Annotated in this window: 10 protein-coding genes; 4 read left to right on the top strand and 6 right to left on the bottom strand. The window is 57.7% G+C overall.

Features of this window, described 5'->3' with window-relative positions; all coding sequences use genetic code 11:
- Window positions 1-33: 33 nt before the first annotated feature.
- On the bottom strand, window positions 34-2178 hold the full coding sequence (locus VFA76_14895) for a hypothetical protein (protein ID HZR33130.1): 2145 nt from the start codon (window positions 2176-2178) through the stop codon (window positions 34-36).
- A 449-nt stretch (window positions 2179-2627) separates the two neighbouring features.
- Between VFA76_14895 and VFA76_14890 the strand changes: the two genes are divergently transcribed.
- Genes VFA76_14890 through VFA76_14875 form a run of 4 tightly spaced genes read left to right on the top strand, consistent with a single transcriptional unit; the run spans window position 2628 to window position 6286 of the window.
- On the top strand, window positions 2628-3227 hold the full coding sequence (locus tag VFA76_14890) for a sigma-70 family RNA polymerase sigma factor (protein ID HZR33129.1): 600 nt from the start codon (window positions 2628-2630) through the stop codon (window positions 3225-3227).
- Window positions 3227-3982 carry a zf-HC2 domain-containing protein gene (locus tag VFA76_14885; protein ID HZR33128.1) on the top strand — a complete coding sequence of 252 codons (756 nt, stop codon included), beginning with the start codon at window positions 3227-3229 and terminating at the stop codon, window positions 3980-3982. Before VFA76_14890 ends, VFA76_14885 begins: the two co-directional genes overlap by 1 nt.
- Window positions 3979-4908 (top strand): DUF5668 domain-containing protein, encoded by a 930-nt coding sequence (locus tag VFA76_14880; protein ID HZR33127.1) that lies wholly within the window; start codon window positions 3979-3981, stop codon window positions 4906-4908. The genes VFA76_14885 and VFA76_14880 overlap by 4 nt, the downstream gene beginning before the upstream one ends.
- A complete protein-coding gene (locus tag VFA76_14875; GenBank protein ID HZR33126.1) occupies window positions 4901-6286 on the top strand; it encodes a DUF4097 family beta strand repeat-containing protein in 1386 nt (461 codons plus the stop codon). The genes VFA76_14880 and VFA76_14875 overlap by 8 nt, the downstream gene beginning before the upstream one ends.
- Before the next feature lie 159 nt (window positions 6287-6445).
- On the opposite strand, the gene VFA76_14870 is transcribed toward VFA76_14875, so the two are convergent.
- From VFA76_14870 to aspS, 5 genes are all read right to left on the bottom strand, one after another.
- Window positions 6446-6736 carry a hypothetical protein gene (locus VFA76_14870; GenBank protein ID HZR33125.1) on the bottom strand — a complete coding sequence of 97 codons (291 nt, stop codon included), beginning with the start codon at window positions 6734-6736 and terminating at the stop codon, window positions 6446-6448.
- Window positions 6737-6781: 45 nt separating this feature from the next.
- Window positions 6782-7498: a (d)CMP kinase gene (cmk, locus tag VFA76_14865; protein ID HZR33124.1), complete on the bottom strand. Its 717-nt coding sequence runs from the start codon at window positions 7496-7498 to the stop codon at window positions 6782-6784.
- The gene (locus VFA76_14860) at window positions 7495-8379 is read right to left on the bottom strand and encodes a hypothetical protein (GenBank protein ID HZR33123.1); all 885 of its coding nucleotides are present in this window, start codon (window positions 8377-8379) and stop codon (window positions 7495-7497) included. Before VFA76_14860 ends, cmk begins: the two co-directional genes overlap by 4 nt.
- Before the next feature lie 7 nt (window positions 8380-8386).
- Window positions 8387-10420 (bottom strand): DNA mismatch repair endonuclease MutL, encoded by a 2034-nt coding sequence (gene mutL / locus VFA76_14855; protein HZR33122.1) that lies wholly within the window; start codon window positions 10418-10420, stop codon window positions 8387-8389.
- Between the two features lie 289 nt (window positions 10421-10709).
- Window positions 10710-12029, bottom strand: a 1320-nt coding sequence (gene aspS, locus VFA76_14850; protein HZR33121.1) for an aspartate--tRNA ligase, incomplete at its 5' end; no start/stop codon positions are given.

Below are 12029 nucleotides of genomic sequence, written 5' to 3'. Positions count from 1 at the left end.
GGTTCTACCTGCACACTCACGGTGTTTTCCGGGTTACATCGGAGCGAACACATACAGCTTGGTTTCAGTGCCCACATAGACCTTGCCATTGACTACGGTAGGCACAGCCCACTTGGTTGGCGTCCCCAGGCTCGGGCTACGATACAGCTCGGTCGCCAGGTTGGTCGCGCTGTAAGCGTGCAACGTCCCATTCGCGGTAGGACGATCCATCACCCAGACAATCCCATTGCTGGAACCATTTGACGACACCACTGGGTGAGCACCCGGGAAATTAAACACGAATGTGCTTTTTGACCATGGAGTGGTGGACATCATTCCGGTTGCGGGATCGAGCTTGAACGCCTTCATCACGTCGTTGTTTCCCACGAAATACAAATTTCCCTGCCAATAGGCAGGCGTCGTGAAGCAGTGATCGTCCGCCTGCTGACCCGTTGTGCCTCCGATCGCATTATTTACGGTTTGAATAATCTGGCTGTCAGAGGTGGTCTGGTGGTGACCCATAACGTCGCGGTCTACAAGGTAAATCGCCGGCCCTTTGCCACAACCGATCAGCTCGTGGGGATGGCTACCCGATTGAGTTGGAACCAGCAACAAACCACCGGAGCCGAGATCCTTGTCCTGTGCTGAAAGCGTAGCCTGGTTGTAAGGAGTGAAGTAATCCAATACGGTCAGATTCGGGCTCAAGTGAACGAAGCTGTCAGCGTAGTTCTTCACTCCATCCCAAGTGCCATTCGAGGTAGAGACAAACAGATCACCGTTCGCGTCAGCCGATATGCCGGAGCCGCTCATCCAGATAGCGCCTTCGTTCCCGGTAGGGGTGACGTTCCACACCGCAACCTGCGCCAGCGTGTTGGCGCTGTAGGCGAAAATATAACCGCGGTAGGGTGGGGTATCTCCCTGGGATCCGAACGCGATGTAGACGTTTCGGTTCGCCAGCAACAGGCCGGGGCGTTGCATCTGCTCTTTCGGCTGCCATCCGGATGTAGTGATCACTACCGGACTGCCCGCTCGCTCGCTGCCTGTGGTGACGCTCAGCGCGTGCAGCCGGAAGACCACATTTCCACTTTCCAGCGTTTCCGCGACAACGTAGATAGTGCCCGCGGCTGAATCAATCACTGGAGTGCCGGTGATGCCGTTCTCCGGGTAGATGGTTCCATTTACAAAAGCTTGCGAAACCGTAGTTGCACCGGCAGGAAGCAAGCTCGTTTTCCATAGCGGGGCGCCCGCGGTGTCAGCGTCGAAGGCGTAAACACTATCGTGCTCAGTTGCGACGAACACCACATTATGTGTGCCACCGGCGATTGAGATTTTCGACAAGTAGAGTGGCTGCGCGAAAAGATTTCCGTCCACCGGAACGCTGAACTTGATTCCAAAATGAGTGGCGTTCACGTTGGCGGGCGTCAGTACGGTCTCATTGGGCTGTTGCCCGGTCCGCATGTTGTCATTCCTCCAGGTGGTGTAATTCCGGAGGATGGTGCCTGAAACGGTCATGCTTGAACCGGTGGTGTACACCAGGCCGGTGGAAGGATCTGAAGCTTGCACTTCAATGAGGTGAGGCCCCGGAGCGAGATAAATACTCGTATCGAACACATTCGTGTTCCGCTGAATCAGATTCGCGACGTGGTCCACCCACAGCTTCATGTATGTGGCGACTACAGAGCCGTTGTAAGTGGCATGAATGAGCACAGGGGAGGGTACCGTTGAACCGTTGGCCGGATTTTCGATGGTCACGGTGTGGACGGGTGCGATTACAACCTTCGCGGTCCCAGGGTTGCCGCTTGAGTCCTTGGCCGTCACACTGAACGTCCCCTGAGTGGCGCCGGCCGTGTATAGACCGTTGTTGGAGATGGTGCCGCCCGTGGCTGACCAGGTAACCGACAACCCAGCAGCGTCACTCGCCGTGAACTGCTGCGTCGCGCCTGCTATCAAGCTGGTCGCCGGCGGATTCACCGCTAGCGTGGCCACGGTGAAATTCGAAGGCGTGGTATAGACCTGACTCGTAGAAGGATCTGCCGCCTGGACTTCCACAAGGTGCTTTCCGCTCGAAAGGGTGATCGTCGTGTCGAATGTATTGGTGTTCATCTGCACCGTGCCAGCGACGTGGTCCACCCAGAGCTTCATGTAACTCGCGGTCACCGAGCCGTTATAGGTCGCGTGAACGTGGACCGGAGAATTCACCGCCGTTCCGTCTGCCGGACTTTGAATTGTGACCGTTCCGGCAAGAGCTGTTGATACAAAAAACAATAAGCAGAAGAAAACAAATGGCAATCTGGAGATCTTCAGCAGAGAGGACATCGGTGACGGGCCCTTGTATTTGTTATGTTTAGACCTTCTATTACTCCAGCAGTGTTGCACGCCGACAGCCATTCTGGTGAGAGAGAAATGCTGGTTTGCGTTTCTAGAATAGTGCTCACATGCTCATAAATACTGCCAAATAACGGCAGCGGCGTACTCACCTGATTCCCAGCCACCTGTTTCCGAGAAAAACCTCGTTCACTTGCTACAATGCCTCTTTTAATTGCCCTCAGAACTTTTAGGGCTGTGAAACCGTAAGCTCCTGTGGTGGTGAACATTCCCCGGGTCTGGAGCGGATATCGAGGACCAGGAGTTTTTCGAGGGAGTGCTGGTTGGAAGACACCCAGGTCGTGGCCTCGCTACTACGTCGCTGCATCAGCGGCGATGCGGTCGCCTGGGAAGAAATCGTACAACGCTACCATCGGCGTATTTACAACATCTGCTATCGCTTTTCCGGCTCCGCCGATGACGCCGACGACCTGACGCAGGAAGTTTTCATTAAAATGTATCGCACCTTGAGCAGCTACGATGTGGATCGTGGTGCGTTCATCACGTGGATGACCGCCCTGACTCGCAACCTGCTGGTGGACCATTTCCGCAAGAGCAAACACGATCGCCAGACCGACTCGCTGGATGCCGCGCCCTCGCAGGAGGAGGATGGCCGCACCCTGGGCGACGAACTGGCGGACAAGGGCCGAACCCCCGACACCCACATACAAAGCCTGGAGACGGGCCAAATGGTGCATCAGGCCCTCCAGAAGCTTTCGCCGGAGTTACGCGAGGCTGTTGTCCTACGTGACCTGCAAGATATGGATTACAAAGAAATTGCCGTTGTTTTGCGGGTTCCCGAAGGTACTGTCAAGTCCAGGATCAATCGCGGGCGTGCGGAACTTGCACGCCTGCTTTCACGTATAAATAGGCAGGTGGTTTGATGGCAGGCGAAACCCAGTCCGGAATGCATTGCGCAGAGTTTGAGGCCCTGCTCTCCGAGGCCTTGGACAGCACTCTCAGTGGAGCTACGCTAGAGAGATTTAAGGTCCACAGCACGGCCTGCCCGGCGTGCGGCCCGCTCTTCCTCGAGGCTGAGGCAGGCATGCGCTGGCTCAAGTCGGTAGTGGAAGTCGAGCCACCCGCGAACCTGGTCCACAACATCCTCGCTGCAACCACGGGAGTGGAAACTCGCGCCTCCGTCGTCGGGCCGGCAGAAACTTCGCTGGCGGAGAGAGCTCGCGGTTGGCTCACTTCAGTGCTGCGGCCGGCCTGGGGCACGGTAAGCCAGCCCCGCTTCGCGATGTCGTTCGCCATGGTCTTCTTCTCGTTTGCCATCGGCCTGAACGTCGCCGGGGTGAAACTCAGCAGCGTGCGAAACGTGGACCTGCGCCCCAGCGCAGTGCGGCGCGCTTATTACGAGACTTCCGCCAGGGCGGTGAAGTATTACGACAATATCCGCTTCGTCTATGAGATTGAATCCCGGGTCCGCGAACTGAAGCGCCTCACCGGTCCAGAGGAAACTTCGGAGCCTGCCAAGGAGAAAAACCGAAAGAACGATACGACTCAGACTCCCGATCATCACCAGAACCAGAATTACAGCACTTATGATACCCACCCCGTGCTGGCGTCTTCTCCGTTGGAGCACCTGAACCTTGCTCTGGCCGCGCCGGTGATCGGATCGAGGAGGCAAGCATGAACTGCGCCTTCCACGATACCCCGGCTGTGGCGTACTGCCGTACCTGCGGAACGGCTCTTTGCGCCACTTGCAAGCGCGATGTGCACGGCGTGATCTATTGCGAGAACTGCCTGGCCCAGCGCCTGCAGGACGTTCAACCGCCGGCCGCGCCTCCTGGAGCAGTGACTCCCGGACAAGTGGTCGTCGTCTCCAGCGGACCTAATCCTGGTTTGGCCGCGGTATTGGCCGGTTTCTTTCCTTTTGGGGTCGCCTCCGTTTATTGCGGGCAGTACATGAAAGGGCTGGCCGAAATGCTGATCTTCGCCTTTCTGGTGTGGGGGGCAAACAGCGCTCACCCAGAATGGTTGTTTGGCATCGGCATCGCATTTTTCTACGTATATCAGATCATTGACGCGTATCGCACCGCAAAAGCCCTGCAGCTCGGGCAACCGGTTCCCGACCCTTTCGGCCTCTCCGCAACATTCGGCTCAGGCCGGGGAATCAGGGCTTCGAACATTCCGATCGGCGCGTTGATCCTCATTGGTCTAGGAGTCATTTTGTTGCTGGCGAATTTGGGCGTGTTTGAGTTCGCCCTGTTCAATCGCCTGTGGCTCCCAATACTTCTTATCGGACTGGCGGTATGGCAGTTGCTTCGTCGATTCGGCTATGCGGGCGGATCTCGTCCCAGCACCCCAGACCAGTGTATGCGTGGCCTGATGAGGCCCACCGTGCTGTTCACCGTCGGTGTGCTGCTGCTGCTCCAGGAACTGAACGTTATAAGTTTGAGCCGCACCTGGCCCATACTGCTGCTGGTTATTGGACTGGTCAAGATTCTTCAGAGCAACATCTCCGGCACATCTGGCGGTTCAACCTTGCCCCCTGGGGACTCAGCTCCGCCTGCCTCCCCAGAGCAACAGCCCTCCTCGGAGGAGGTAAACCGTGTCTAGTCCCGCGCCCGTGATGGCTCCGCGGTCCCGGCGCTCTTTCGCCGGCCCGGTCGTGCTCATTGCGCTCGGAGTGATCTTTCTACTTGGGAACATGCACGTCATCACCTGGCGCTCGCTGGGAGAATGGTTTGCGCGTTACTGGCCGGTGCTGATCATCGTATGGGGCGTGATCAAACTGCTTGAGGACTACCAGGCGCAGCGCCAAGCCACCCGTCCGTCAGGCATCGGTGTTGGGGGAGTATTCCTGTTGCTGTTCCTCATCCTCGCCGGCCTTATTGCCACCCATGCCTCTCATGTGGATTGGAGAGCGCTGGGTGATGAAGTGGACATCGGGGACAGCCACTTCCCCTGGGCCGGCGGTAACAGTTACAACTTCGACGATCAACTCGAGCAAACTTTTCCTCCCGGCGGCACTCTGCGCGTCGTTTCAGACCGGGGGGCGGTAACCGTTAACCCATCCGACGAAAATAAGATCAGGGTAGTCGTGCACAAACGCATATCGGCCGATAACGAACAGGACTCCAAAAAGATCGATTCCCAGACCCGGCCGACGATTTCAGTTGCCGGCAATCTAATGACGGTAAATGCCAATACGACCGGCGCAGGCGAGCATTCCGTTTCCACCGACCTGGAGATCTTTATTCCCCGGAAAGCACCGGTTGACATTGCCAGTAAACATGGAGATGTAACCGTGCACGAACGCGACGGGGAGTTGAAAGTAGCGGTGACCCATGGCGACGTTGCGATCAGCGAACTTCGCGGTCGCGCCGCGGTGGTCATTCACAAAGGGTCAATCAATGCCTCAAAAATTAAAGCCGATTTAACAGTAGACGGCCGAGTGGATGACGCTACCATTGCGGACATTGCCGGCTCAGTCAGCATGACCGGCGACTACTTTGGAGACATTAACCTCTCGAAAATTGCCAGAGCGGTCAGTTTCAAGTCGTCTCGCACCGAGATGGGTTTTGCCAGGCTGGATGGCGAACTCACCATGCAGTCCGGCGACTTGCACGCCAAGTCAGTGGCTGGTCCGCTGCGGCTCATGACCAGGTCCAAAGACGTGAACCTTGAAGATGTTTCCGGCGACATTCGCCTGGAGGACAGCAATGGTTCAGTCCAATTGCATGCCGACAAACTTCCTCTGGGGAACATCCGGATCATTAACACTAAAGGCGACGTGCAGGTGATGCTCCCGGCCAATGCCAGCTTCAGCATAGACGCGCGGACTCACAGCGGTGACATTGAAAGCGATTTCAGTCAGGTGCAGGTAAATAGCTCCGGAAACCAGACGACGGCGACAGGTGCGGTCGGTACGAACGGAGTCCGCGTGGAAATCGTCAACGACTACGGTTCCATCGAAATCCGCAAAGCAGGCTAGCAGGAAGTGATACGGTCAACTTTTCGTGATTCACGTAGGGGCAGCCGTGCCACCCTCGGCGAGCTTGGCTCGCCCGCACAGGCGAGGCGCCTGTGCCCACGTGAGTCAACTCACGCAATACTTTCCAATTACCCGATCACTCAATTTCAAATCATACTTTCAGGCGTCTTCTCTCTTACCTCTGCCTTCGGTGGTGGGCAGCTCAACAATCGTGAGCTTCCACGATCCCTGCAATTGAGCGACGGTGCTGGCGGGAAGACCGGACGGCTCTTCCAACACCACTACAAACCGTGATCCGGTTGGCCGGAGATGGACGGGAATCGCGTCTGTGGGAATATTCCAGTGAGTTTCCGACACTGCTGATTCTTTGTCGGACTCAACCAGAACTTTGGTATGGTTTCCCGGCAATGGTTCCACAACTTGCACGCATTCACGAATGATTCTTGGCATGGCCGACCTCAACCCTTTTGATAATTGGCGTAGCCAACTTGCATGCTAGGCCCGCATCTGCATCTTCTCTGTTATCAGCCTTTCAATTCTTGAAACTACTTCGTCTACCGAAAGATCGCTGGAATCAATTATGACAGCGTCCGCCGCGGGCGCAAGGGGAGATGCGGCACGCGTTCGGTCCCGGCGGTCCCGCTCAAGCAACTCTGCCGCCATTTTTTCAGCCTGTTCACGGGTTACGCCGCTACCTTGTAAGATGCGCCGGCTCTGTCGGATCTCCGGATGCGCATCCAAAAAAATCTTAACATCGGCATCGGGAAATACTTTGGAGCCAATGTCCCGGCCTTCCATGACCACCCCGCCACCCTCGCCCATCTCCCGCTGGCGGGCTACCATCCAGGACCGCACTGCCGGATGCACAGAGACCCGTGAGGCTGCATCGGTTACATCTTGTTCCCGGATACGCCGCGAAACGTCCACCCCATCGAGCAGAACACGATTGCCCTCGGACGTCGGCTCAAGCCGTATGTCGGAATTCTTTGCCAGGGCAAGCAGCGCCGCTTCATCATCGAAGGATACGTCCGAGCGGATCGCCTTTAGCGCCAAGGCGCGGTACATTGCCCCGCTCTCCAAGTTCACAAGATCGAGCTTGCGGGCTAAGCGGGCGGCGATCGTACTCTTCCCTGCTCCCGCTGGACCATCAATCGCAATAATAGGCTTGCGGCGGCTCTCGCCTGCACCGGATCCGCTCGGGAAACGGTTCATGCCCGGTGCCGGGCTCGTTCCCCAGCCGTAACTCGCTGCCCACTCACCCTGGGCGGCGCCACCTGCACCATGGACCGGTCCCCCACGCGAACAAACTCCAGTTCACGTGCCGCCAGCAATGCGTTCAGCGATTCTTTGACCTTGGAGCGTGGAACAAAGTTACCAAAAAATTCTTCCACTTCCTGCGGCTCCGCGGCAATCACCGAATCCAAATATTTTGAGATGAGCGCGGACAGCGCTTCTGCCACTGAGAGATTAATGCCTTCCCGCACTGCTTCCGGCGACCAGCGGTAGAGCGCATCCCAGGAGGCTCCCTCCCGAGTGTCGTAGTCCACCCGCGCGATCCGAAGCTTCGACCATAGTTCACCCAATGCGTGATCCAAGGCCGCAAGAGAGACTTCTCCCCCGAGCTTTTGGGACAACTTGCGCTTTGAGATCGGGCCATCACGCCGGATCACCTCAAAAGCGTCTCGCGCCAGCGGCGAGTATTCGGAGTGCGTACCCGGCTTGGTCCGCAGCTTTGGATTGCGCTCCCCCACCAATGCATAGAAATACGGGAACACCGAAGCCGCGATCAGAAAATTATTTTCGCCGAAGAGATTGGCCTCATAAGCCGCGCGCTGCCGCAACAGCCGCACCATCAATTCTGTTGCCTCTTGCGCCCGGGGATCGGAAAATGCGTTCTTTGCGATGGGCAGCTGATCGTCAGACCCGACAAATGCTCCCATGAAGGTGGGCGCCAGCGGCATGGGTTTCTGTGGGTACATGAGGCAAAACCCCGCCGATTCCACAAATTGAGCAGCATCCTCAAGGGTGCGAGCGGGATTGCCCGCAATCCGCCATTTTTGTCGCCGAAGCTGCTGTAATTCTTCGTCAGTCATCTCTGGGTCAGATCCGCTTGAAGGCCCGCTGGATATCTTTTACAGAATAACGCAAGACGACCGGGCGGCCGTGGGGACAAGTCATGGGACAATCGGTCTTCGCCAGTTCAGCCAGCAGCCACTCCATTTTATTCTGCTCTAAGGGCATGTTGACCTTGATGGCGGCATGACAGGCAATAGATGCCGCAATGCGGTGAGAGACCTTCTCCAGGTTCAAGGCCTGCTCTTCGGCCGCAATTTGCTCCAGCAACTCGTGAAGCATGCTTTCGATTTGGGCGGCATCGATCCCCGCCGGCGCAATCTTCACTGCGACACTTCGCGAGCCGAATGGCTCGACCTCAAAGCCATTACGAGTAAGCTCGTCGGAGATTTCAGAGAACACTGCCTGCTGCCCCGCCGTGAGTTCGAGGACCAACGGCATGAGCAACCGCTGACTCTCAACCTTTGCTAGGGAGCGCTGGCGCAGAACCTTTTCGAATAGCACGCGTTCGTGCGCTACGTGCTGGTCAACAATCCACAAGCCATCCTCATTGATCGCCAAAATAAATGAATTGCGAATTTGGCCGAGAGGTTTCAGGGTACTGAGCGAGGCCAGTGTCTCGTCCCCTACGTTTTCCTCGGGTAACGGTCCGGCACAGGTGTCTTTGCCCATGTCAGGCAGCGGCGCGGGAGCCATCGCGGGAACTGGCCCACCGAATGTCTGTCGCGGAAAGCGCGCTACCGCCAATGCGGCGTTGCCTTCCACGGCGAAGCCATTCTCAAAACCAAGCCGCTGTGTTTCTGGAGGCAGTTCATTTGGCCGCAATGCAAACTCGCCGGCTGGAGGCGTGTAGAGTTCCCGCCAGGCTCCGGAGACAGGCGCCTCCGCGGGCGCAGCGGAGCTTCCCCAGGTTCTGCTGCCGGAAAGCGACGGCGTGGCCGTCGGGCGCGCGCTGATCTCGGTTGCAAACTGGGGCGCCGGACGCGCCTTCATCAACGCCGCGCGCACCGAGTCGCGAACGAAGTCGTGCATCACTGCGGACTGGCGAAAACGGACTTCAGTCTTTGAGGGATGCACATTAACGTCCACTTCGGCGTGTGGCAGTTCCAGGAAAAGCAGCACCACAGGAAAAACTGTGGGCGGCAGGATGTTGCGATAGGCTTCGGTGAGCGCGTGTTGCACCAGACGATCGCGAATCAGCCGCTGGTTCACGAACACAAAAATCGAATTGCGGTTGAGCTTTTGGATCTCGGGCTTGGAAACGAACCCGTGCACACGAATCTCGCCCGGACCAGCGCTTCGCTCATCGTCCTCATCTGCAACCATCTTCTCTTTCGCCCAGGGTGGCGGTTGGGGCAATCCGATGCGCGCCAGCGGCGCGGCTGCGGCAACCGGGATGAGCTGGTCGAGAGTCTCCTTGCCGAACACCTGATAAATACGTTCCGCGTGGCTTGCCACCGGCGCCGCCACCAGCATGGCGTTGGTCGCCGAGTGCAGCTCGAAATGCTTGTCCGGGTGCGCCAGCGCGTAATGCGTCACCAGAGACGCGATGTGCGAGAGCTCCGTGGACTCTGCCTTCAGAAACTTCTTGCGCGCCGGCGTGTTGAAGAAAAGATCGCGGATTGCGATCGAAGTGCCGGGCGGCAGCCCCATTTCTTCCACGCGCAAAAGCTTCCCACCACTGATTTCGATCAGCGTGCCGGCGACATCATCGGGCGCGCGCGTCTCTAACCGTAGCCGCGATACCGATGCAATCGAGGGCAATGCCTCACCGCGAAATCCCAGGGTTGCTATATAAAGCAGATCCTCGGCATCTTTGATCTTCGAGGTCGCATGACGCTCAAAGGCCAGCATGGCGTCATCACGCACCATGCCGCAGCCATCATCAATCACTTGAATCAGCCGCTTGCCACCCGCCTCGATGTTCACCCGGATGCGCCGCGCGCCCGCATCCAATGCATTCTCGAGGAGTTCCTTGACCACTGACGCAGGCCGCTCCACCACCTCGCCGGCCGCGATCTTGTTGGCCACGTGCTCCGGGAGAACGTGAATTTTGCCCATGAGTTCGTTCGCTGCAGATGAAAAGCTGTTGCTGGAAGATTAAATCAAAAGCGAGCAAATCCAAAGGGAAGTGCATCCCGCCTGAAATGCGTAGGCCCAGCCGCCCTCGGCTGGGCGGCTGAGCGAAGCTCAGCATTGTGTTTGAAGACCGTGCCGAGCTGGCGCTCAGCCGCACAGGCGAGGGCGCCTGTGCCCACGTGAGTTAATATGGCGCCGACCGTTTGTTTGAGCACAAATCCTTGTGCTGCTGTCACATCTGGCAAATCCATTGAAAGCCAAACAAAAATACTTACTCCGGCGCCGCTTTCTTTCGCACCGCAATTCCCAGTTCCCGCAATTGCGACTCGCTCACCGGAGTGGGCGCGTCGACCATCAGGTCAACTGCCTTCGCGGTCTTGGGGAAAGGAATCACTTCGCGCAGGCTGTCTGCACCGGCGAGGATCATGACAATGCGATCAAGCCCAAGCGCGATCCCGCCGTGCGGCGGGGTGCCATACTCCAGCGCTTCCAGAAAAAATCCGAAGCGGGAGCGCGCCTCTTCTTCAGTCATGCCTAGCGCGCGAAAGATCTTCTTCTGGATGTCCTGCCGGTGAATACGGATCGAGCCTGAGCCCAGCTCCGTCCCGTTCAGCACGACGTCATAGGCGAGTGCGCGCACTGCCCCGGGATCGGATTCCAGTTTGTCCATGTCGCGCTCATGCGGCGAGGTAAACGGATGGTGTGCCGCCGCCCAGCGCTTGCCTTCCGCGTCCCACTCGAACATGGGAAAATCGGTGACCCAGAGAAAGCGGAAATCGTCACGCTTGAACACGCCGTGCTTCTCAGCATATTTCTGTCCCAGGGCGACGCGTAGCGCGCCGGCGGCGGTGTAAACCGCATGATCGTGCTGTTTGACCTCCGGCTTCACGCCGCCTTCGGATGGGTGCTGTGGCGGAGGCCCGTTTCCGGCCACAATCACCAATAGATCGCCCGGCTCGGCGCCGGTCTTCTCACGGATTTTGTCCACGGCTTCAGGAAACGACTTCTCCAGACGCTTGATGTCTTCGAAAAGCTTGGCGTCTTTGCGGTCACCGAACAGGGGCTTGATCTCGTCCCGTTCTTTACGCGACAGTTCACCGACGCTGGGGATGCGGATCGCCATCATCGGCAGATCAGCGGCGACGTTGAGCGTCTGCAGGTTCTCGGGCGCGAAACAATCGCGTACATCTGTCATGGCCGGTAAGCGCATGTCCGGCTTGTCGCTGCCATACTGCCGGATGGCTTCATCGTAGGTCATGCGTGGAAATGGCGTCTTGATCTGCGATCCTGCCGCGCGGAACGCTGCCGTAAGAAATCCCTCAACTACTTCAAACACACGGTCGGGCTGTGGGAAGGTCATCTCCAGGTCAATCTGCGTGAACTCCGGCTGGCGATCAGCGCGCAAATCTTCATCGCGGAAGCAGCGCACAATCTGGAAATAACGCTCATATCCGCTCACCATCAGAAGCTGCTTGAAAATCTGCGGCGATTGAGGCAGAGCATAGAAATTTCCCGGCTGAACGCGGCTCGGTACCAGGTAATCGCGGGCGCCTTCCGGGGTGGACCGCGTCATGAACGGCGTCTCGATTTC

The sequence above is a fragment of the Terriglobales bacterium genome (assembly GCA_035651655.1).
Taxonomy (GTDB): Bacteria; Acidobacteriota; Terriglobia; order Terriglobales; family Acidobacteriaceae; genus DASRFG01.
The sequence above is the reverse complement of the archived record's forward strand: the minus strand, read 5'-3'. Positions and strand labels throughout refer to the sequence as shown.

Coding starts and splice junctions, on each gene's coding strand:
- VFA76_14885 (HZR33128.1), top strand. CDS start 3,227: ATGGCAGGCGAAACCCAGTCCGGAATGCATTGCGCAGAGTTTGAGGCC.
- VFA76_14880 (HZR33127.1), top strand. CDS start 3,979: ATGAACTGCGCCTTCCACGATACCCCGGCTGTGGCGTACTGCCGTACC.
- VFA76_14870 (HZR33125.1), bottom strand. CDS start 6,736: ATGCCAAGAATCATTCGTGAATGCGTGCAAGTTGTGGAACCATTGCCG.
- cmk (HZR33124.1), bottom strand. CDS start 7,498: ATGAACCGTTTCCCGAGCGGATCCGGTGCAGGCGAGAGCCGCCGCAAG.
- VFA76_14860 (HZR33123.1), bottom strand. CDS start 8,379: ATGACTGACGAAGAATTACAGCAGCTTCGGCGACAAAAATGGCGGATT.
- mutL (HZR33122.1), bottom strand. CDS start 10,420: ATGGGCAAAATTCACGTTCTCCCGGAGCACGTGGCCAACAAGATCGCG.